19 protein-coding genes are annotated in these 20,746 nt (G+C 71.7%); 1 reads left to right on the top strand and 18 read right to left on the bottom strand.

The annotated features are described in order from the left end of the window. Positions 1 to 85 precede the first annotated feature (85 nt). From QL985_RS00885 to QL985_RS00840, 10 genes are all read right to left on the bottom strand, one after another. Positions 86 to 898 (bottom strand): F0F1 ATP synthase subunit delta, encoded by an 813-nt coding sequence (locus QL985_RS00885; protein WP_047978492.1) that lies wholly within the window; start codon positions 896 to 898, stop codon positions 86 to 88. After that, on the bottom strand, positions 898 to 1,449 hold the full coding sequence (locus QL985_RS00880; protein WP_019309351.1) for a F0F1 ATP synthase subunit B: 552 nt from the start codon (positions 1,447 to 1,449) through the stop codon (positions 898 to 900). The genes QL985_RS00885 and QL985_RS00880 overlap by 1 nt, the downstream gene beginning before the upstream one ends. Positions 1,450 to 1,497: 48 nt before the next feature. Next, a complete protein-coding gene (atpE, locus tag QL985_RS00875) occupies positions 1,498 to 1,701 on the bottom strand; it encodes an ATP synthase F0 subunit C (RefSeq protein WP_019309352.1) in 204 nt (67 codons plus the stop codon). 114 nt (positions 1,702 to 1,815) lie between these two features. Then, positions 1,816 to 2,607: a F0F1 ATP synthase subunit A gene (gene atpB / locus QL985_RS00870; protein ID WP_019309353.1), complete on the bottom strand. Its 792-nt coding sequence runs from the start codon at positions 2,605 to 2,607 to the stop codon at positions 1,816 to 1,818. A 30-nt stretch (positions 2,608 to 2,637) separates the two neighbouring features. Continuing rightward, on the bottom strand, positions 2,638 to 3,018 hold the full coding sequence (locus QL985_RS00865; RefSeq protein WP_019309354.1) for an AtpZ/AtpI family protein: 381 nt from the start codon (positions 3,016 to 3,018) through the stop codon (positions 2,638 to 2,640). Continuing rightward, the gene (locus QL985_RS00860) at positions 3,015 to 3,644 is read right to left on the bottom strand and encodes a hypothetical protein (protein ID WP_121566082.1); all 630 of its coding nucleotides are present in this window, start codon (positions 3,642 to 3,644) and stop codon (positions 3,015 to 3,017) included. Before QL985_RS00860 ends, QL985_RS00865 begins: the two co-directional genes overlap by 4 nt. After that, a complete protein-coding gene (locus tag QL985_RS00855) occupies positions 3,641 to 4,759 on the bottom strand; it encodes a glycosyltransferase family 4 protein (protein WP_135009939.1) in 1,119 nt (372 codons plus the stop codon). Before QL985_RS00855 ends, QL985_RS00860 begins: the two co-directional genes overlap by 4 nt. After that, the gene (locus tag QL985_RS00850) at positions 4,756 to 6,807 is read right to left on the bottom strand and encodes a nucleoside-diphosphate sugar epimerase/dehydratase (RefSeq protein ID WP_121566080.1); all 2,052 of its coding nucleotides are present in this window, start codon (positions 6,805 to 6,807) and stop codon (positions 4,756 to 4,758) included. The genes QL985_RS00855 and QL985_RS00850 overlap by 4 nt, the downstream gene beginning before the upstream one ends. A gap of 30 nt (positions 6,808 to 6,837) precedes the next feature. After that, a complete protein-coding gene (locus QL985_RS00845) occupies positions 6,838 to 7,698 on the bottom strand; it encodes a glycosyltransferase (protein WP_102613435.1) in 861 nt (286 codons plus the stop codon). Further along, positions 7,685 to 8,617 carry a glycosyl transferase gene (locus QL985_RS00840; protein WP_019309359.1) on the bottom strand — a complete coding sequence of 311 codons (933 nt, stop codon included), beginning with the start codon at positions 8,615 to 8,617 and terminating at the stop codon, positions 7,685 to 7,687. Before QL985_RS00840 ends, QL985_RS00845 begins: the two co-directional genes overlap by 14 nt. 225 nt (positions 8,618 to 8,842) lie before the next feature. Between QL985_RS00840 and QL985_RS00835 the strand changes: the two genes are divergently transcribed. After that, complete coding sequence (locus tag QL985_RS00835; RefSeq protein WP_102613434.1) at positions 8,843 to 9,811, top strand: NAD-dependent epimerase/dehydratase family protein; 969 nt, start codon at positions 8,843 to 8,845, stop codon at positions 9,809 to 9,811. Positions 9,812 to 9,943: 132 nt separating this feature from the next. On the opposite strand, the gene QL985_RS00830 is transcribed toward QL985_RS00835, so the two are convergent. From QL985_RS00830 to lysA, 8 genes are all read right to left on the bottom strand, one after another. Next, on the bottom strand, positions 9,944 to 11,047 hold the full coding sequence (locus QL985_RS00830; RefSeq protein ID WP_259906222.1) for an L-threonylcarbamoyladenylate synthase: 1,104 nt from the start codon (positions 11,045 to 11,047) through the stop codon (positions 9,944 to 9,946). Then, positions 11,044 to 11,934: a peptide chain release factor N(5)-glutamine methyltransferase gene (gene prmC / locus QL985_RS00825; RefSeq protein ID WP_135009935.1), complete on the bottom strand. Its 891-nt coding sequence runs from the start codon at positions 11,932 to 11,934 to the stop codon at positions 11,044 to 11,046. Before prmC ends, QL985_RS00830 begins: the two co-directional genes overlap by 4 nt. A gap of 5 nt (positions 11,935 to 11,939) precedes the next feature. Beyond that, complete coding sequence (gene prfA, locus QL985_RS00820) at positions 11,940 to 13,049, bottom strand: peptide chain release factor 1 (protein WP_019309363.1); 1,110 nt, start codon at positions 13,047 to 13,049, stop codon at positions 11,940 to 11,942. 52 nt (positions 13,050 to 13,101) lie between these two features. Next, entirely contained in the window at positions 13,102 to 15,222 is a 2,121-nt protein-coding gene (gene rho, locus QL985_RS00815; protein ID WP_135009934.1) for a transcription termination factor Rho, read from the bottom strand. A gap of 294 nt (positions 15,223 to 15,516) precedes the next feature. Beyond that, positions 15,517 to 16,479 (bottom strand): homoserine kinase, encoded by a 963-nt coding sequence (gene thrB, locus QL985_RS00810; protein WP_082142012.1) that lies wholly within the window; start codon positions 16,477 to 16,479, stop codon positions 15,517 to 15,519. A 56-nt stretch (positions 16,480 to 16,535) separates the two neighbouring features. Beyond that, positions 16,536 to 17,645 (bottom strand): threonine synthase, encoded by a 1,110-nt coding sequence (gene thrC, locus QL985_RS00805; RefSeq protein ID WP_039101955.1) that lies wholly within the window; start codon positions 17,643 to 17,645, stop codon positions 16,536 to 16,538. A 105-nt stretch (positions 17,646 to 17,750) separates the two neighbouring features. Continuing rightward, positions 17,751 to 19,067: a homoserine dehydrogenase gene (locus tag QL985_RS00800; RefSeq protein WP_102613430.1), complete on the bottom strand. Its 1,317-nt coding sequence runs from the start codon at positions 19,065 to 19,067 to the stop codon at positions 17,751 to 17,753. 242 nt (positions 19,068 to 19,309) lie between these two features. Next, on the bottom strand, positions 19,310 to 20,743 hold the full coding sequence (gene lysA / locus QL985_RS00795; RefSeq protein ID WP_102613429.1) for a diaminopimelate decarboxylase: 1,434 nt from the start codon (positions 20,741 to 20,743) through the stop codon (positions 19,310 to 19,312). Positions 20,744 to 20,746 lie beyond the last annotated feature (3 nt).

The following is a 20,746-nucleotide window of genomic DNA, read 5'->3' as shown; positions in this document are numbered from 1 at the left end:
TGCGACCGCGTGTGCGGCCCGTGGAGGCAACGCGACGGGACTCCGGCTCGCACCGGCTCCCCGCGATCCTCGCTCCACGAGAGGATCAGGCTCCGATCCGCTGCTCCAGCTGGTTCAACCGGTGCGTGAGCGAACCGTCGATGATCTCCTCACCGACCTGCACGCGCAGGCCACCCACCAGAGCCGGGTTGGTCTCGGTGGTCAGCTTGAGGTCCCGTCCGTACAGCCGGTTCAGCCGGTCGCGCAGGGCGTCCAGCTGGTCCTGGCGCAACGGCCGGGCCGACTCCACACGGGCGATCCACCGCTGCTGACGGTCTGCCACCCACTGGGCGAACTGTTCCAGCAGACGACCGGGGAGGGCCCCCCGGGGCTCGCTGGCTGCGCGTTCGATCAGCAACGCGGCCTCCTCGGAACCCGGCGTGCTCAGCCGACGGGCGAGGGTGACCTTGGCCTCCGCGGACGCCCGGGAGTCCGAGAAGGCGCTCTGCACCTCGGCGGACCGGTCCAGCATGGACTTGAACCGGATGAGTTCGTCCACGAGCGACTCGAGGGCGTCCCCGCCGCCGCGGTTCTCGGTGGCGGCTGCCGCCACGAGCACTGCGGTGCGCTCGAGGGCATCACCCAGCTGACGCTCGGTGGTGCTGCGCTGGGAGGCGAGCTCCGCGGCGATGTCCACCGCCACCTCGTGGGCCCGGCCGTCGAGGAGGGAGTGCACGAGACGAGCACGGTCCTCAGCGGGGCGGGAGGGATCCGTCAGGGCCCGGCGCAGAGCGCCGTTCTGGTCCACGATGTCCAGGATCTCGAACAGCTGGTGTGCGATCTCCGGACTCGCGGACGGTGCCCAGCGGTCCACGTCCACGGTGAGCGGACGATTCGGTTCGTTCGATGCTTCTGCCATTACCGTGCAGCTCCCGTGCGGCTCTGCTCGGCGTCCAGGTCCGCCAGGAAGCGGTCGACCACGCGGTTGGCGCGGTCGTCGTCGTTCAAGGACTCCCCGACGATCTTGGACGCGAGCTGTGTTGCCAAAGTGCCGACCTCGTCGCGCAGGGAGACCACGGCCGCCGCACGCTCGGCCTCGATGGCCTTGTGAGCGTTCTCGGTGATCCGGGCGGACTCCATGTTGGCGCGGTCCTTGAAGTCCGCGAGGATCTTCTCGCCCTCGGAGCGAGCTTCCTCACGGATCTTCTGGGCCTCGAGGCGAGCGCTCTCGAGCTGCTGGTTGTACTCGTCGCGAGCAGCCTTCGCCTCGGCCTGAGCGGCCTTGGCCTTGGCAAGTCCACCCTCGATGGCCTCCGAGCGGTCCTTGTAGACCTTCTCGAACGCCGGGACGATGTACTTGATCGCGATGAAGAGCAGAATCACGAACCCGATGAAGGTAATCAGCATTTCCCAGGTGTCCGGGATGAGAGGGTTCTGAGCCTCTTCCGCTGCCATCACCATTGCGTTCATGAGCGCGATTCCTGTTCTCTAGTTAGGGCTTGTCCGATGGGCATTGCCCTACATGATGAAGGCGAGGACCAGGCCCAGGATGGCCAGGGCCTCGACCACGGCGAAGCCCATGAAGAGCATGGGCTGCAGGACGCGCTGGGACTCGGGCTGGCGGGCCACGGACTGCATGTAGGCAGCGAAGATGAGACCCACGCCGATGCCACCGCCGATGGCAGCGAGACCGTAGCCAATGACGCTAAGCGAACCTTCCATTGTGGATATTTCCTTTCTGGGTGCCCGCGGGTGCGGGCCGTGGTGCCGTTACGGGAATCGTAAGCAGGCGATGGTCAGGGGTGAGCGGCCCGGGGGTCGCGCTCCTTCGTGGGGCTAGTGCCCCTCCTGCAGTGCGCCCTGTACGTACACGGCGAACAGCAGGGTGAAGATGTAGGCCTGGAGGACCTGGATGAGCAGCTCCAGGAAGTAGATGAACAGTCCGAGGACGATGCCGAAGACCGATCCGCCGATCCCCACGATGCCGCCCACCTCGGTGGCCAGGTACGCGGTGAGGCCCGCGGCCACCATCATGGCCATGTGGCCCGCGAACATGGTGGCGAACACACGCAGCGCGTGAGTCACGGGACGGATGATGAGGTTCGAGAGGAACTCGAGGGGGATGAGGATCACGTAGAGGATCTTCGGGACGTTCGGGGGCATGGTCATCTTGACCATGAACTGCCCGAAGCCGTGCCGGCGGATGCCCACGAAGACCCACACGACGTAGGCGATGGCGGCCATGACGTATGCCGAGCCCGGGTGGGAGAAGGTGGGCAGCTGCACGAGGGGGATGGACCCGAACAGGTTGTTCACCAGGATGAAGAAGAAGAAGGAGAACAGCAGCGGGATGAAAGGGCGGAAGTCCTTCTCGCCGATGATGTCCCGGCCCAGGTGGTTGCGGACGAAGCCGTAGCCCATCTCGCCCAGGTACTGGCCCTTGGAGGGAACCATGGCGCGACGGCGGATCATGTACATGAAGCCCGCACCGATCAGCACCACGGAGAAGAGGATCAGCAGCGACTGCTTACCGAAGGCGAGGGACCCCACTTCGAACAACGGGGGAAGATGCATGTCTTCCGTGGAAGGGGCCACGAATTCGGCCGGAATCCTCAGGGCGGGGTTCAATACGGGTCCTTTCTGCGGTATCCAGACCGGTCACACTCCGGGCCGGTGGCCCGGATCAGATGACTTCGTTGTCTCCGACGTGGTCTTCTGCGGGGCGTGGCTCCGATTCAGCGCGTCCCTCATGTGGAGGTAGCCGAGGTACACCCCGGCGGACGCGCCGAAGACGGCTCCCGCGATCACAATCCACCGTGTTCCCAGCAGGTGATCCAGGAGCCAGCCTATCAAACTCCAAAACGCCGCACCGACCACGACATACAGCAGCACGGCGAGTCCTCCGCTCAGGCCGCCGCGCTCCACGAGCTCTCCCGCAGTGTAGAGGGAGTCCTGTCGCGCGGAGTCGACGTGTCGCTGCGAGGCGCCCCGCGCGGAGCGGGGTTTCCGGGGGTCCTGGGGGCCCGGCGAGGAGTTCATGGGGTGTGCCTTTCAGGGGTGCCCACGGGCGGTTGACCGGACCCGTGGAGCGCGTCGTGGTGGCGGCCGGGTGCTTCCCGGCCGAGGAGCGTGGTGGCCGCACCGGACCGGGGACCGGGTGCGTCGCGCGGGGACGGTGCGGCAGCGGCGTCGTCGTGCGCGGCTGCGGAGTCCGCTCCCCGGGCGGATCGTGAGGCCAGGAGCGCGCGCGTCTGCTGCCCGGACACGCGCCCCGTGAGCCGGGCGAAGCGCACGAGCGCGAGCACGAGGCCGACCAGCGCGGCGCCCAGGAACACGCCGGGGACCAGCCAGGCGGGGGGCGCGAGCGTCAGGAGCAGTCCACCGGCCACGAGCACCTTGAGCAGGTACAGGCCCGCGAGGGCAGGCGCGGTGGCCGCGGGCGCGACGCGGAACATGTGCGCGGCCACCAGCACGGTGGTCGCGGAGCTCGCCGTGACCAGACCGGCCCCGAACGCGGCCGAGCGGACGCCGTCCGGAAGCTCCAGCACGAAGGCCGCCGCCACCGCGAGCGCCGCCGCCACGAGGGCGACCGCGGACCAGGTTCTCGCACCGTGGCCGTAGGAGCTGTCACCTGCGGGAGCGGGGGTGTGGTCGGGCCCGGTCACGTGTCCACGCCCCGCCGAGCGGTGCGGAGGCGTCCGAGCAGCGTGGGCGCCAGCAGGTACGCGACGACCACGGCGACCACCGCCACACCGGCGACGGCGGAGCCCGTGCCGTTGGCGCGCAGGCCGTAGAGGGAGATGACGCTCACGAGCACCGTGGCACCCGTGACCAGCAGGGACGCCTGGACGTGGGAGAGCCCCGCGTCCGTGAGCCGCTGGTACGCGTGCTGGCGGTGCGGCTTGTACCAGACCTCGCCGCGGCGGATCCTCAGCACGAGGGTCACCGCGGTGTCCGCGAGGTAGATCAGCAGCGGGGGCAGCAGGTACTCCACGTACACGCCGGAGAGGAACGCGCCGATCGCGGTGGCCACGACCGCTCCCCCCAGGACGTACGATCCGACGTCCCCCAGGAACACCGTGCCGCGCCCCAGGTTCCAGGGCAGGAAGCCGAGGAAGGCCCCGGCCACGGCCAGACCGGCGCAGACCATCCACGGCATGCCGTTCACGCCGCCGGCCCACGCGTAGAGCAGGCCCACCGCTGCGCCGTGCATGCCGGAGATGCCGTTGATCCCGTCCATGAAGTTCGCGATGTTGATGTACGCCACGGTGGCCACGACCCCCACGGGCCACCACCACGCGGGAACCCCGAGGGCCACGATCAGCGCCGCCGTGCCCAGCGCTCCGATCACGGCCTGAACGCCCAGGCGCACGGTGATCGGCACTCCCCGGTAGTCCTCCGCCCAGCCGAGCGCGGCACTGGCAACCATCATGGCCAGCACCACGAGGGCGATGGAGCGGTCCACGGGGATCAGGCCGAAGACCAACGCCCCCGCGTACGTGACCACCAGGGCGAGCGCCACGGCGAGGCCCATGCCGCGCAGGACCGGTCGGGTGTGGGACGAGCGTTCGGTGGGGACGTCGATCACTCCCCACCGCGTGAGCAGGGGCCGCACGGCGAACGGGAGCAGGACGGACAGCACGAACGCCACCCCCAGGGTCCAGGGCGCCAGCGTCAGCAGCAGCTCAAGGGCCTCGCCCTCGCTGAGGGTTGCGGGACCGGTCACCAGTCCGGGCAGCGGTGTGGCCAGGACCGCGGCGGGGCTCATCGCGGCGCTCACGATCCGCTCCCCCGGTCGTCCCCGTCGCGGGCGGCCCGCGACCCCTCGACGGGTGCGACGTGGCCGCCTCGCGCAGAGCTGCCGTCCCGCGGGACCGCATTCCCCCGGTGGGGACTGCCGTCGCGGGGTGCCGCGCCGTCGCGGTCGGGGGCGGCGCTCCGGCCGCCGCGTCCCGACGACGCCGCGCACTCGGCTGCGCGCGGCACGGAGAAGTCCGTGATGCGGGGCTGGGTGCTGGCAGGAACCTGCGGGATGGACCCGGTGAACAGCATGCCGCCGCGGACCTTCCACACGTGGCGGTCCAGGTTGGCGGGGTCCAGACGCTCGGCCCTCGCGTGCGAGATCTTGGGGTGGAAGGGACGTTCGTCCGTCTCCCCCGTGCCGATCAGGTCCTCGTGCAGCTTCTCCCCGTGGCGCAGCCCGGTGATCTCGATCCGGATGTCCTCGCGCCCGGACATGGACCGCAGGCGCTGCGCGATGTCCATGATCCGCACGGGCTGGCCCATGTCCAGGATGAGCACCTCTCCCCCGCGGGCGATCGCGCCGGCCTGGATGACCAGCTGGCACGCCTCGGGAATGGTCATGAAGTAGCGGGTCGCGTCCGGGTGCGTGACCGTGATGGGCCCGCCCTGGCGGATCTGCTCGGCGAACAGCGGGAGCATGGACCCGCGCGAGCCGAAGACGTTGCCGAAGCGCACGGAGGCGTAGCGCTTGCCCGTGCGGTCTCCCGTCCACGCGGTGAGCTTCTCCGCCACGCGCTTGGAGTGCCCGAGCGCGGTGGTGGGGTTCGCGGCCTTGTCCGTGGAGATGTTCACGAACACGTCCACGTCCACCGCGGCGGCGGCGCTGAGCACGTGCAGCGAACCCATCACGTTGGTCTTCCACGCCTCGTCCGGGTACTGCTCCAGCAGCGAGACGTGCTTCAGCGCCGCCGCGTGGAACACCACCTGGGGCCGGCGCTGCTCGAACACCCTGTTCACCGACTCCTCGTCACGGATGTCGCACAGCACGGTGTCGTTGCCGTCCAGCAGCCCGCGCCCGGTGATGGAGATCTGCGTGGCCTGCAGCCCGGACTCGTCCCGGTCCACCATGATCAGCTCCGCGGGCTCGAAGCCCACGAGCTGACGGCACAGCTCGGAGCCGATGGATCCGCCCGCACCGGTCACCAGCACCCGCTTGCCGGTGATGTAGCCCGCGATCGAGTCCACGTGGATGTCCACGGGGCGGCGTCCGATGAGGTCCTCCATGGAGATGTCCCTCAGGTCCACGCCCTGGTTCGCGCCCGTGAGCATCTCGCTCAGCGGCGGGACGGTCATCACGCGGGTGCCCGTTCCCTCCACGGCGTCGGAGACGCGGCGCATGGTGCGGGGGTCCACGTCCGCCACCGCCACGATCAGCACACCCGAGCGCGTGTGCTCGAGGACGGAGGCGGCGTCGTGCAGCGTGCCCATGACGGGCACGGAGGAGATCCGCAGGTGCTTCTTGGCGGGGTCGTCGTCCAGCAGGGCAACGGGCAGGAAGCCGGAGGCCGGGTCCTGCATCATGCGGTGCACCAGGAACGTGCCCAGCGCGCCGGCGCCGAAGACGACCACGTTCTGGGCCTGGTCACCGGGCTTGGCCGTGGACTCCTGGTACATGCGCTTGAGGTAGCGGAACGCGGCCATGAGCAGGCACGCGAACGGGAAGGCGATGAACCCCACGGAGCGCGGGATGCTCAGCGAGACGCCGAAGACCAGCAGCAGGCCCTCCAGCAGCGCGGTCACGATCACGGTCACGACCACCAGCAGCTTGGCCTCGTCGAAGCTGCCGAAGGAGTAGCGGCCCTTGTAGAGCGCAAAGGAGAACCCCACGAGCAGCTGCAGCACCACGGCCACGGCGCACGTGATCACCAGCCCGCCCACCGACACGAGCTCCACGTTGAGCTCGAAGCGCAGCAGCACGGCCACCCACAGCGCCAGGATCCACGCGGCCGAGTCCAGGATCATCTGGATCCACAGCCATGCGACCGGTTTCTCGGCTCGGGGGGTGGGACTGAGGGGGTTGACCATGGGGCCGTTGTCCTTTCGGGTGCGCGCGGGTCAGCCGTTGCGGTGGCCCACCATGAGCCGGTAGGCCGTCTCGCGCACCCGCAGGGGCACGAACCGGTAGCCGCCGCGCACCATGACGTTCACGGCCCATTGTAGGAACCCCACGTGCCCCAGGGCCCGCAACCTGGCCTGCAGCGCGAGCTCCGCCTTCAGGACCCGGTACCCGCCGCGGCGTTCGTAGGACCCGGAGGAGACGCGGTACCCGACCAGCGGCTCACCCACGTTGCGCACGTCCGCCCCCGCGTGGAGCATGCGCGCCCACAGCCAGTAGTCCTCCGCCATGGGCACGTCCTCGTAGCCTCCCACGGCCTCCACGGCGCTGCGGCGCAGCACCACCGTGGGGTGGGACAGCGGGTTGCGGCGACGGCTCACGGCCGCGATGCGTTCCGCGCCCACGGGTGCCGCGCGCAGTGCCACGGGGTTCTGCTCGTCGTCCCCGATCTCGTGCATGGACGCGCCCACGACGTCCGCGCCGTCCTCGATCAGGGGAAGCTGCTGCTCGAAGCGCCGGGGGTAGGCGACGTCGTCCGCGTCCGCCCGCGCCACGACGTCGTGCGCGCACTGCGGCAGGGCGGTGTGCAGGGCGCGAGCCAGACCGCCGTGCTGGGCGAGCCGCAGCACACGGACCGGAATCTGCGAGTCCGCCTCGAGACGGCGCAGCTCGGTCTCCAGCGGGGGCGACACGGGGCCGTCCTGGACGAGGACCACCTCGGCCGGCGGCCGGGTCTGGTCCACGGTGTTGGACTCCACCGCGCGCCGCAGCCGCTCGGGCGTGTCCCCGTGGTAGACGGGGAGCAGGACCGAGAACGGGACGGGGATCCCCGCAGCGTCCAGCGGCTCAGCGAGGGCCACCGAAACCCCGCCCGCGCATGCCGTCGGTGTAGAGCCGCGCCCACGTGCGCAGGCCCTTGAGATCCCTGGTCTTGATGTAGTGGGCCGGGTAGCCGATCGCGTCCGCCCCCAGCTGCACCACGCGCTTGTAGTGCCACGAGACGTACCCGCGGTTGCGGAAGAAGTGGCGCTGCTTGAACTCCCCCGGCGGGATCAGCACCTGCAGCTTGCCGGGAACCACCACGTGCTCCTCGTCCCACCCCGGGGGGTGGGAGACCGCCGTGGTGGTCACGGTGCCGAACGGCAGACCGCTGCGGCGAAGCCGCACCAGGAAGTCCACCTCGTCCCCGCGCAGGAACAGCTTGAGGTCCGGCAGCCCCACGCGGAAGAACACGGACTCGTCCACCAGGGCGCCGTTGAAGAAGTTGGCGTAGGAGTCGAGGAAGCCCAGGGGTTCGAGGTCCGCCCGCCGGTGCGTGATGCCGCCCTCCAGCCGGTACGGGAAGGAGAGCAGCGAGTGATCCTGCGGTGCCACGATCAGGGGTGAGACCACCGCGAGGTCGCGCTCCCGCGCGGCGGTGCGCAGCACGGCGAGGCACTCGGGGTCCTCGGGGTGGGCGTCGTCGTCCATGAGCCAGACCTGCTCCGAGCCGGCCGCGAGCGCCGTGAGGATCGCGAGCGCGAAGCCGCCCGCGCCACCCAGGTTCGCCTCCGAGCGGCGGTAGTGCAACGCGAACGCTCCCCCGATCCGCTGGCGCAGCCGGTCCTCGTCCAGAGCGGCGCGCCCCGCGTCCACGAGGCACAGGCTCGCCACGGGCTCGGTCTGGACGCGCAGCGCGTCGATCAGGGTGTCGACGTCGCCGGGCCGGTCCTGCGTGACGCACGCCACACCCACGCGCGCGCCCTCGTGGTCGGTGGCCCTGGCACTGTTCTCCGTCATTGACGCCCCCGAGACGACTCGTGATTCTGGCGGTGTTCGCTCACCCCGTGCCGGAGAGCGTCGCGGCAGCGGCACCCGGGCGCGGATGAACTCCCGGAGTCTATCAACGCCCACCCGGACGATGCCTCGGTGTCCGCTGGACGCCCGCGGCTCGGTCACGGCATCCACCCTGCCCGGCCGGGCGCTACCGTACGATGGTCGAACCACCATGGGAGGAGACACACAGTGACGGTTCACAGCTGGCGCGTTCTCGGGGCGACGGGTTTCATCGGCTCCGCGATCACCACGGCCCTGCAGGCCCGGAGCATCCCGGTCACGCCCGTGGCCTCACCCCGCCTGGCCTCCCCGGCCACCACCGTCCACCACCTCGTGGAGCACGCCCAGCGGCTCGAGTCCGTGATCGACTACCTGGCCGACTCCTTCGCCGGCGCGGACACCGTGGTCAACGCGGCCGGCCTGGCCGCACCGGACCAGACCCACCAGCAGTCCCTGACGGGTGCCAACGCCCTGCTGCCGGTGCTGGTGGCGCTCGCGGCGCACCGCACCGGTGTCCGGCGGGTCATCCACATGAGTTCCGCGTCCGTGCAGGCGGACGCCCCCGTGCTGGACGAGTCCATCCGCACCGCGCCGTTCTCCCCGTACTCGTTCTCCAAGGCGCTCGGAGAATCCGCGCTGTACCGGCTGCACTCCGAGTGGCGCTCCGAGAAGGGCGCACCCCAGCTCACCGTGATCCGCGCCACGTCCGTGATGGGCAGCGAGCGGCGGACCACGCGCAGGCTCGCGCGCTTCGCCTCCTCGCCGCTGAGCTCGGTGGCCGGGGACGGCTCCGCACCCACGCCCGTCACCTCGGTGACCGCGCTCGCGCAGTTCACCGTGGCCGTGGGCGAATTCCCCCGAACCCTGCCGCCCGTGATCCTGCAGCCCTGGGAGGGCGCCACCACCGGCTCCGTCCTGCGCGACGCCGGACGCCGGGAGCCGCTGTCCATCCCGCCCTGGCTGTGCCGCGCCGCGATCGCTTCCGCGCGTTTCCTCTCGCAGGCATCGGGGCACCGCTACGCCGGCGCCATCCGGCGGCTCGAGGTCACGTGGTTCGGCCAGCAGCAGGTTCCGGGCTGGGCGCACGAGAACGGTGTGCTGCCGGAGCCGCACGTGCAGGAAGTGCTGCGCCAGGCCCACCTGGCCCTCGGCCGCTGAGACGCGCTCCCGCGCACTCCCCCGCGACGACACCGCCCGGCCCGCACCGCCGCGCCGAAACCGTCGGCGCCAGGGACGGCCTCCGGGCGAACTGCGCCTGCGCCGCGCGCTTGCGGGGGTGCCGGGGCAGGGTCAGGCCTGCGGGTCCTGGGTGCCGTCGGCCACGAGCCGTTCGGCGTCCGCCGTGCTCAGCGCACTCGTGCCACCCCAGCGGGGCTCGTGCCGGTGGTTGCGGTCCCGCACCTGGTCCACCGGGCGTGCATCCTGTGACGGGCCGTCCCACACCATGGCGGTGATGAGCTCCTCGTCGGACGTCTCGTCACCCTCCTCGGCGTCTCCGTTCACGGGAGCGGGCCGGCCGGTCCGCACGGCGCTGCCCGCCAGGCCGGCGGCCACCGCGCCAGTGGGCTCCACGCCGTTCTGCTTGGCACGTTCTTCACAGTCCCGCGCGGACGACGCCGCCGCTGCCGTGCCAGCACCGCCCGTTGCGCCGTCCTCGTGGGCACGGCCGTCCCCGGCCGACGCGGAGGGGCGCTGCGACGTGGCCTGGGCCGCGGCGTCGTCGAGCCCGCCGCCGTGGACCGCGGGGACGACCTCGCGCAGCCACTGCAGGGGGATGGCGCCGTGGCGCAGCACCACCGGTGTCTCCCCCGTGCAGTCGACGATGGTGGAGGCGGTGTCCCTGGCGTCCTCCGCCGGCTCCTCGACCGGCCGGGGACCGTCGTCGAGGTAGAGCGGCACCCGGTCCTGGAGCATGTCCTGTGCCGCCTGCGCGGTGCGGGCGGCGGGCATCCCGGTGCGGTTCGCCGAGGAGACCGCCATGGGACCCACCCGCTCGAGCACGGCCCGCGCGGCGGCGTCGTCCGGCACGCGCAGCGCCACCGTGCCGTGCGTCTCGCCGAGGTCCCAGCCGAGGGACGGCTGGGCCCAGCACACCAGGGTCAAGGCCCCGGGCCAGAAGGCCTCGGCGAGGGCGCGGGCGTCCTCGCTGACCTGGTCCGCGAGCGCCTCCATGACCTCGGGGCGGGCGATCAGCACCGGCGGCGGCATCTCGCGGGTGCGGCCCTTGGCGCCCAGCAGGCCCTGCACGCCCGGTGCGGAAAATGCGTCGCAGCCGATGCCGTACACCGTGTCCGTGGGAAGCACGACGCACTCGCCGTCGGCCACCACCTCCGCGGCCCGCGCCACAGCGGTCTCCCGCTCCTCCTCGGTCCCGCAGGGCAAGATCTCGCTCACGAGCAGCTCCTCAGCTCATCGTCCGGGTGTGCGTCCGGCACGCGGGCCGTGGTGGCCCGGGGCCGGTCGGTCAGGTCGTGGTGGACGCGGACGTCCTGGAACCCGCGCTCGGTCAGAGCCAGCGCCACGGGCTCCACCTGGGACTCCGCGTGCTCCATGATGAGGGATCCCCCGGGTCGCAGCACCCGCAGAGCCGTCTCCATCACGGCGATCGGGTGGCGCATCCCCGCCCGGTCACCACCGTAGAGCGCGGTGGGCGGGTCGTAGTCGCGCACCTCCGGGTCCCGGGGAATCTCGCCGTCCGGAACGTAGGGCGGGTTGCTCACGACCACGCAGAAGCGCCCGGCAGTGTCCGGGGTGACGTCCCGGTAGTCGCACTCCAGCAGTCGCACGCGCGAACCGGACAGGTTGCGGCGGGCCCACTCCAGGGCACCGGGTTCCCGCTCCACGGCGGTGACCCGGCACGCGGGGTCCTCGCTCGCCACGGCCAGGGCGATCGCCCCGGTGCCGGTGCCCAGGTCGATCACGGCAGGGCGGGTCTCGCCCGCCTCGCGCCAGAGCCGCGCGTCGTCGAGCGCGAGCTGCACGAGCAGCTCCGTCTCGGGACGGGGCACGAAGACCCCGGGGCCCACGGCGAGCTCCAGATCGCGGAAGGGCGCGGTGCCCGTGATGTGCTGCAGCGGTTCCCGGGCGGCCCTGCGCCGGACGAAGTCGCGGTAGCCCGTGGGCTCGGGGGCCCCCAAGATGGCGCGGGCCTCGGTCTCACCGCGCGATAGCCCCAGCGCGTGGGCGGCGAGCAGAGCGGCGTCGGCGTCCGGGGACGCGACACCCGCGGCGGCGAGCTCCGCTCGACCCCACGCGATGGCCTGCGCCAGAGTGCTGCTCACCGGGCTCAGCTCTTCCGGCCCGCGGACCCCTGCTCCGCCGAGTCCTGGCCCAGCTGCTCCAGGCGGGCCCTCTCGTCGAGCTCGACCGCCGAGGCGATCACCGGTTCCAGCGCGCCGTCCAGGACGTGGTCCAGGTTGTAGGCCTTGTAGCCGGTGCGGTGGTCCGCGATCCGGTTCTCCGGGAAGTTGTAGGTGCGGATCCGCTCCGAGCGGTCCACGGTGCGGACCTGGGACTTGCGGGCCGCGGCGTTCTCCGCGTCGATCTGCTCCTGCTGGTGCGCGAGCAGCCGGGCGCGCAGCACGCGCATGGCCGCCTCGCGGTTCTGCAGCTGGGACTTCTCGTTCTGCATGGAGACCACGATCCCCGTGGGGACGTGGGTGATGCGCACGGCCGAGTCCGTGGTGTTCACGGACTGACCGCCGGGACCGGAGGAGCGGTAGACGTCGATCTTGAGGTCGTTCTGGCTGATGTCGATCTCGTCCGGCTCGTCCACCTCGGGGAACACGAGGACACCCGCGGCGGACGTGTGCACCCGACCCTGGGACTCGGTCACGGGAACTCGCTGCACACGGTGGACCCCGCCCTCGTACTTGAAGCGGGCCCATGCCCCCTCGGACGGGTCCGAGGAGCTGCCCTTGACGGCGAGCTGGACGTCCTTGTAGCCGCCCAGCTCGGTGGGGGTCGAGGAGAGGATCTCGGTCTTGAGACCGGACTGCTCCGCGAAGCGCACGTACATGCGCAGCAGGTCCCCGGCGAAGAGCGCGGACTCGTCCCCGCCCTCCCCCGCCTTGACCTCGAGGATCACGTTGCGGCCGTCGTCCGGGTCGCGCGGGACGAGCTTGCGGCGCAGCGCCTCACGGGCCTCCACGAGCTCGTCCTCGAGGGGCTTGACCTCCGCCGCGAGCTCGGGATCCATGCTCCCGAGCTCGCGCGCGGCCTCGAGGTCCTCGGACAGCCGTTCCACCCGACGGTGTGCCTCCACGATCCCGTTGAGCTCGGAGTAGCGCCGCCCGAGCTTCCGGGCCCGGCCCGCGTCCGCGTGCACGGCGGGATCCGCCAGTTCGCGCTGCAGCTGAGCGTGCTCATCCAGCAGCGGCTGAACGGGGTCGGACATGTGGGGCACTCCTTGATCGACGGGTGGAACGAGCGGACCGCGGGTGCGGTTCCTAGTGGCCGGCCAGCGTGGTCTTCTGGACCTGCATCAGGAACTCGGCGTTGGACTGGGTGTCCCGCAGCTTGCTGGTGAGCAGCTCGAGCGCCTGCTGCTGCTCCAGACCGGAGAGCACGCGGCGCAGGCGCCACATGATCTTGATCTCCTCGGAGGACAGCAGGTTCTCCTCGCGGCGGGTGCCGGAGGAGTTGACGTCCACGGCCGGGAAGATGCGACGGTCCGCGAGCTGGCGGGAGAGCCGCAGCTCCATGTTGCCCGTGCCCTTGAACTCCTCGAAGATGACCTCGTCCATCTTGGACCCGGTCTCCACGAGCGCGGTGGCCAGGATGGTGAGCGAGCCGCCATTCTCGATGTTGCGGGCGGCGCCGAAGAACTTCTTGGGCGGGTACAGCGCCGCGGAGTCGACACCACCGGACAGGATGCGCCCGGAGGCGGGGGCCGACAGGTTGTACGCACGGCCCAGACGCGTCATGGAGTCCAGCAGGACCACCACGTCCATGCCCATCTCCACGAGGCGCTTGGCGCGCTCGATCGCGAGCTCCGCGACCGTGGTGTGGTCGTCCGCGGGACGGTCGAAGGTCGAGGCGATGACCTCGCCCTTCACCGTGCGCTGCATGTCGGTGACCTCCTCGGGGCGCTCGTCCACGAGCACCATCATGAGGTGCACCTCGGGGTTGTTGGTGGTGATCGCGTTGGCGATCGACTGCAGCATGAGGGTCTTGCCCGCCTTGGGCGGGGAGACGATCAGGCCGCGCTGGCCCTTGCCGATCGGTGCCACGAGGTCCACCACGCGGGGACCGATCTTCTTGGGGTCGGTCTCCAGGCGCAGCCGCTCCTGCGGGTAGAGCGGGACGAGCTTGTTGAACTCCACCCGCTCCTTGTTCTCCTCGGGCGTGCGACCGTTGACCGAGGTCAGCTGCACGAGCGCGGAGAACTTCTGGCGGGAGCTGTTGTGCTGCTCCCCCTCGCGCGGGGCACGGATGGCGCCCACCACGGCGTCGCCCTTGCGCAGGTTGTTCTTCTTGACCTGCGAGAGGCTCACGTAGACGTCCGAGGGACCCGGGAGGTAGCCGGAGGTGCGCACGAAGGCGTAGTTGTCCAGCACGTCCAGGATGCCCGCCACGGGCAGCAGGACGTCGTCCTCGGTGATCTCCACGTCGTCCACGTCCGGGCCGTTGTTCCGGTTGCGGCGGTTGCGACGCTCGTTGCGGTCGTTGCGGTCCCCGCGCTCGCCGCGGTCATTGCGGTCGTTGCGGTTGCGGTTGCGCCGGTTGCGGCGCGAGCCGCCCTCGCCGTCCCCGCCGTTGTTGCCGCGGTCGTTGCGGTTGCGGTTGCGGTCGTTGCGGTTCTGGCCGTCCTGGCCGTTGCCGCCGTCCCCGGACCCGTTGTCCTTGGACCCGTTGTCCTTGCCGCCGCGGCGGTTCCCCTGGTCCTGGCCGTTGTCCTTGGCATCGCCCTGCTGGCGCTGACGGCCGCCCTCGGAGCGGTTGTCCTGGCCGGACTTCTGGTCCTGCTTGCCCTCGCGGGACTTCTCGTCCTGCGAGGAGGCGTCGCGGTCCTGCGGCGAGGACTTCTCGTTGCGGTTGCCGCGGCCGCGCTGGTTGCGGTTGCCGCGGCCGTCCTTGGACTCGTCGGACTGCTGCTCGGAGCCGTCCTGGGCGGAGCTCTGCTCGGCCGACTGCTCCGCATCGTTCTTGTCCTGGCCGGAGGGGGCGCCGTGGCGGTCCCCGGAGGCCGTGGCGCGGCGGGAGCGCCGCGAACCGGACTGGCGCTTGCCGCCCTGGTCCCCGGACTCGTCCTCGGCGGACTCGGTGGACTTCTGCTGCGAGCCCTCGGCGGGCTCAGCGGCGTCGTCGGAGCCGGTGTGGCGCTGGGAGGCCTTGCGGGCGGTCTGCTGGATCTTCTCCTCGACGGCCTTGTCGCGCTCGGCGACGGCGCCGCCGCGCTGGTGGGCCTCGATGGCCTCCACGAGGAGGGACTTGCGCATGCGGCGCGCGCCCGTGATGCCGAGCTGCGCGGCGAGCGCCTGCAGCTGGGCGAGCTTGAGACCGGACAGTCCGGTGCTCTGCGCGGTGGAGGATTCCGTTCCCTGTTCGGGGGCGGTGGATTCTGTCACGAAGGTTCCTTCTGACTCGGTGGGGGCTGCGGCATTCAGATCGCCGGCAGCCCGGCGTTGTGGGTGTGGGCCGCGCGCGGCGGGCCACGAGAGGCACGCGCGGTGAGCACGCGTGATCAGCAATGAAGTCCCCCGAATCCCCCGCTCGAGCGAACTGCCACATCACAGAGGTGGCGGGGCTTCACGGGAGAGGATCGCAGAGAGGCGACGCCTTCGAACACCTGCGGTGGGTCACTGCGCACGGGGCTCAACTGCGGGGCTGCGTCATCCGACAGGCGGACGCTCACCCGGGGCCTATTGCGTGGATGCCTCCACTTTAGCACCCTCGCCGGGCACCCGCAGGGCAAGCACCCGCCACGACACGGGCTCGCCCCCGTGGCGGCGGGTCGACGACGCCGGGTCCGCGGTGATCTCCCCGATCGCCTCCTGCGCCGCTCGCGCCCGCTGCCCACCGTTCGCGAGCGTCAGCACCGTGGGGCCCGCACCGGAGATCAGAGCGGCGTGACCGCGCTCGCGCAGCCCGGTCACGAGCTCCCAGCTGGGCGCCATGGCCTGCGCGCGGTAGGGCTGGTGGAGCAGGTCGTGCGTGGCGTCCAGCAGCAGCTCGGGGTGCTGCCCGAGGGCCGCCACGAGCAGCGCGGCCCGGCCCGCGGTGACCGCCGCGCTGCGGTGGGCCACGGTCTCGGGAAGCAGCCCGCGTGCCACCGCAGTGGCCACCTCGAAGTCCGGAACAGCCACCACCGGCACCACGTCCGGGTGCACGGCCATCGGAACACTGTGGAAATGCCCTTCCGTCTCCCAGGAGATCGTCAGACCGCCCAGGAGGGTGGGGGCCACGTTGTCCGGGTGTCCCTCGAGCCGCGAGCACACCTGCAGCAGGGCGTCGTCGGAGAGCCGCGCGGATGCCGGCAGCAGGGCGTTGCCCGCGAGCACACCCGCCACCACCGCGGAGGCGGACGATCCCATCCCGCGCCCGTGCGGGATCACGTTGTGGGCCGTGAGCCGCACCGGGGGCAGGACGCCGGCCCCGGCGGCGTCGAACGCGGCCTGCGCGGCACGCAGCACCAGGTGCTCGCCCGTGCGCGGGACGTCCTGGGAACCCTCGCCGTGCAACTCGAACTCCAGGCCCTCGCGGATGCGGGTGAGGCTCACGGTGTCACGGTGCTCCAGTGCGAGGCCCAGGGAGTCGAAGCCGGGACCCACGTTGCCCGTGGACGCCGGCACCGTGACGCGCACGGTGGCGCCCACCGGTGCCACGCCGCCGTCCACGCGCCCTGCCCCGTGGGCCGCCGGGCGCGCCGATTCCCGGGCGCTCACGCGAGACCGAGGGCCGCCGCGACGGACACCACGTCGAAGGGAACCCGCGTGGGCTCCGCCGCCTGCGGATCCTCCGCCTCGGCACCCTTGACGGCCCACTGCGGGTCCTTGAGCCCGTGGCCCGTGACGGTCGCGACGATCGTCGCACCGGAGGGCACCTCCCCCGCGCGCGCCTTCTTGAGCAGTCCCGCGACGCTCGCGGCGGAGCCCGGCTCCACGAACACGCCCTCGCGCGAGGACAGCCAGCGGTGCGCCTCCAGGATCTGCTCGTCCGTGACGGCGTCGATGAGTCCGCCGGACTCGTCCCGGGCCGCGACCGCCGTGTCCCACGAGGCCGGGTTGCCGATCCGGATGGCCGTGGCGATGGTCTCCGGCTCCGTCACGGGGTGGCCCAGCACGAGGGGCGCTGCGCCCTCCGCCTGGAAGCCCCACATGGCCGGGGTGCGCGTGGCCACGGCGGGCAGCACCTCACCGGACGTGGCCGGGGTGTCCTGCGCGTACTCGCGGTAGCCCTTCCAGTACGCGGTGATGTTCCCGGCGTTGCCCACGGGCAGCACGTGGATGTCCGGGGCGTCGCCCAGGGTGTCCACCACCTCGAACGCCGCGGTCTTCTGGCCCTCGATGCGGTACGGGTTCACGGAGTTCACCAGGAACACCGGGTAGGACTCGGAGAGCTTGCGGGCGACCTCCAGGCAGTTGTCGAAGTTGCCGTCCACCTGGATGATGTCCGCTCCGTGGGCCACGGCCTGGGACATCTTGCCCATGGAGATCTTGCCCTCGGGCACCAGCACCGCGCTGCGCATCCCGGCCTGCTTGGCGTAGGCGGCCGCGGACGCGGACGTGTTGCCGGTGGACGCGCACACCACGGCCTGCGCCCCGGCCTCTTTGGCCTTGGTGATGGCCATGGTCATGCCGCGGTCCTTGAAGGAGCCCGTGGGGTTCATGCCCTCGAACTTGAGCCACACGGTGGAGCCCGTGAGCTCGGACAGCGCCCGCGCACGGATCAGCGGGGTGCCGCCCTCCCCCATGGTCACGACCTCGGTCTGCTCCGTCACCGGCAGCCGGTCCCTGTACTCGTTGATGACGCCCCGCCAGACGTGTGCCATGCCGTGTTGCTCCTCGGGTCAAGTGCTTGCAGTTCAGCTCGTGCTCCGACCGCCTCCGGGCGGTCACCGGTTGCCGGGCGACGACGCCGCCGCCCGGTTCGCGCTCTATTCTCCCGTCTCCACCGGGGTCACGGACACCACGTCCCGGACCGCGTCGAGGCCGCGCAGCGTCTCGACCGTGGCCATGAGGTCCTCGTGGCGGCCCTCGTGCGTGACCAGGCGCAGCATCGAGGTTCCGGTCACCCGGGGGTCCTCGCTCTGCTGCATGGTGGAGATGGAGACCCCGTGGTCCGCGAAGACCTGGGCGAGCCGCGCGAGCACACCCAGCCGGTCGGACACGGCCAGGGTCACGGCCAGCCGGGTGCGGACGTCGGCCATGCTCACCGCGGGCAGTCCCGCGTGGTCCGCGAGCGGGATCCCCTGGGCCCCCAGGGCGATCGCGCGTGCCGCGGAGACCAGGTCCCCCAGCACCGCGGACGCCGTGGGCTCGCCGCCGGCACCCTGTCCGTAGAACATCAGGGACCCGGCCGAGGCCGCCTCCACGAACACCGCGTTGTAGGCCCCGCGCACCCCGCCGAGCACGTGCTCGCGCGGGACCATCACGGGGCTCACGCGCAGGTTCACGCCCTCCCCGCAGCGCTCCCCCACCGACAGCAGCTTGATCACGTACCCGGCTTCCCGTGCGGCCGCGACGTCCTCCGCCGTGACACCCCGGATGCCCTCGCAGTGGACGTCGTCGATCGTGTAGCTGGAGTGGAACGCCAGGGACGCCAGCACGGCGGTCTTGGCGGCGGCGTCGTGGCCCTCCACGTCCGCGGTGGGGTCCGCCTCCGCGTAGCCCAGGCGCTGGGCCTCGGCCAGGGCGTCGTCGAACGCGGCACCCGTGGTGTCCATCTGGTCCAGGACGAAGTTGGTGGTGCCGTTCATGATGCCCAGGAACCGGTCCACGCGGTCGCCCGCGAGCGAGTCCCGCATGGGGCGCACGATCGGGATGGCCCCGGCCACCGCGGCCTCGTAGGACAGCTGGGCGCCCGAGGCACCCGCGGCGTCCTGCAGCTGCCGTCCGGACTCCGCGAGCAGCGCCTTGTTGCCCGTGATCACGGACTTGCCCGCGTCCAGAGCGCGCAGCACGCGCGTGCGGGTGGGCTCGATCCCGCCCGTGAGCTCCACGACGACGTCCGCGGCGTCGATCACGGCATCCGCGTCCGTGGTCAGCAGCTCGGCGGGCAGCTCGACGTCCCGCGGGGCGGCCGTGTCCCGCACCGCGATCCCGCTCAGTTCCAGGCGCACCCCGCTGCGCAGGGCCAGCTCGTCCCCACGCGTGAGCAGGACGTGGGCCACCTGGGAGCCCACGGTGCCCGCGCCGAGCAGGCCGACCTTCAGGACGGGAGTCTCGTGGGTGGTCGTCGCAGTGGTGGTCATGGCTCCTGTGCTCCTCCGTGGTCTCACGGGTGTCGGTGACATGGGGTGGGCCGCCGCCGTGGTGCGCTGCGGCCCCGGGCGGGCTGCCCGCGCCGTGCTCCGGCCGGGCGGTGGTCCAGCTGGGCAGGGCGGGTGGTCGCGGGATGCCCGCCCCATCATGGCAAGGACGACGACGCCGCGCAGGTTCGTGACGGCTGCCCGCGGTTGGTGCGCACGCCGTCGTCGTCGATCTCGCCGAGCGGTCAGATTTCGCAGTCCCGGGCCAGCAGATCCGCCACGGACTCGCGGCGCACGATCTCCCGGGAGGCGCCGCCCTCGCCCACGGCCACGATGCCCGGGCGCGGGAGCCAGTTGTAGTTGCTCGACAGGGACCAGCAGTAGGCGCCGGTCACGGGCACCACCAGGAGGTCGCCCCGCTGGACGTCCCCGGGGAGGTAGACGTCCTTGACCACCACGTCACCGGACTCGCAGTGCTTGCCCACCACGCGGGACAGCACGGGGGCCTCGTGGGAGACCCTGTTGGCGAGCACCGCGGTGTAGTCCGCCCCGTAGAGCACGGGACGGGCATTGTCGCTCATCCCGCCGTCCACGGAGACGTAGCGGCGCTGCACACCCTGCTCGACCGTCACGGTCTTGACGGTGCCCACGGTGTACACCGTGCAGCCCGCGGGCCCCGCGATGTATCGACCGGGCTCGAAGGACAGGTGCGGTGCCGGCAGCGAGGAGGACTCCAGGACGGCCGGGAGCAGGGCGGCGAGGTCCGCCGCGATCTCCTCGACACCGCGCGGGGAGTCCGCGGCGGTGTAGGCGACCCCGTGTCCTCCGCCGAGGTCCACCTCGGGCAGCACCACGTCCCAGCGGGAGGCCACGGCCTCCCGCAGCGCCAGGACGCGCTGGGCCGCCTGGGCGAATCCCTCGGCCGCGAAGATCTGGGAGCCGATGTGGCAGTGCAGACCGCGCAGGTCCAGGGCGTCGGCGGCGTCGAGGCACGAGACCACCGCCTGCAGGGCCGGGGAGTCCTCGCCCTCTGCGCCGGCGGCGAGCGAGAGACCGAACTTCTGGTCCTCGTGCGCCGTGGCGATGAACTCGTGCGTGGAGGCGTGCACCCCCGGGGTCACGCGGACCATCACGGGGGCCCGGGTGCCGAGCTCCCGCGCGAGCGCGGCCACCAGCTCGATCTCCGCGAGGGAGTCCACCACGATGCGCCCCACACCGGCGCGCAGCGCGGTGGTGATCTCCGCGGCGGACTTGTTGTTGCCGTGCAGGGCGATGCGCTCACCGGGAACCCCGGCTGCGAGTGCAACGGCCAGCTCCCCACCGGAGGCGGTGTCGATGCTGAGTCCCTCGGCCAGTGCCCAGCGGGCCACCGCCGAGGTGAGCAGGGCCTTGGACGCGTAGTACACGGCCACGTCCACCCCGAGCGGTGACAGGGCGCGTTCGAACGCCTCCCGGAAGCCACGGGCACGGGACCGGAACGTGCGCTCCGAGACCACGTACGCCGGGGACCCGTGCCGCCGCGCGAGCTCCGTGACCGGGACCCCGTCCACCGTGACGCACCCGGAAGCGTCCCGGGCGTACTGGGACGTGAAGACCACGGGATCCAGAGTGGCGGCGTCCGGCGGGACGGGCAGCCATGCGGGGGCGAGCGGGTGGCCGCTCACGCTCTGCTCGGGCACCGG

The sequence above is a fragment of the Kocuria sp. APC 4018 genome (genome assembly GCF_030407675.1).
Taxonomy (GTDB): Bacteria; Actinomycetota; Actinomycetes; order Actinomycetales; family Micrococcaceae; genus Kocuria; species Kocuria rhizophila.
Note: the sequence above shows the minus strand (reverse complement) of the source record. Positions and strands in the feature narration are given on the sequence as shown.

Excerpts from the sequence above, each read along its gene's own strand:
- QL985_RS00885 (WP_047978492.1), bottom strand. The coding sequence starts at position 898 with ATGGCAGAAGCATCGAACGAACCGAATCGTCCGCTCACCGTGGACGTG.
- QL985_RS00880 (WP_019309351.1), bottom strand. The coding sequence starts at position 1,449 with ATGAACGCAATGGTGATGGCAGCGGAAGAGGCTCAGAACCCTCTCATC.
- atpE (WP_019309352.1), bottom strand. The coding sequence starts at position 1,701 with ATGGAAGGTTCGCTTAGCGTCATTGGCTACGGTCTCGCTGCCATCGGC.
- QL985_RS00865 (WP_019309354.1), bottom strand. The coding sequence starts at position 3,018 with ATGAACTCCTCGCCGGGCCCCCAGGACCCCCGGAAACCCCGCTCCGCG.
- QL985_RS00850 (WP_121566080.1), bottom strand. The coding sequence starts at position 6,807 with ATGGTCAACCCCCTCAGTCCCACCCCCCGAGCCGAGAAACCGGTCGCA.
- QL985_RS00840 (WP_019309359.1), bottom strand. The coding sequence starts at position 8,617 with ATGACGGAGAACAGTGCCAGGGCCACCGACCACGAGGGCGCGCGCGTG.
- prfA (WP_019309363.1), bottom strand. The coding sequence starts at position 13,049 with ATGTCCGACCCCGTTCAGCCGCTGCTGGATGAGCACGCTCAGCTGCAG.
- thrC (WP_039101955.1), bottom strand. The coding sequence starts at position 17,645 with ATGGCACACGTCTGGCGGGGCGTCATCAACGAGTACAGGGACCGGCTG.
- QL985_RS00800 (WP_102613430.1), bottom strand. The coding sequence starts at position 19,067 with ATGACCACCACTGCGACGACCACCCACGAGACTCCCGTCCTGAAGGTC.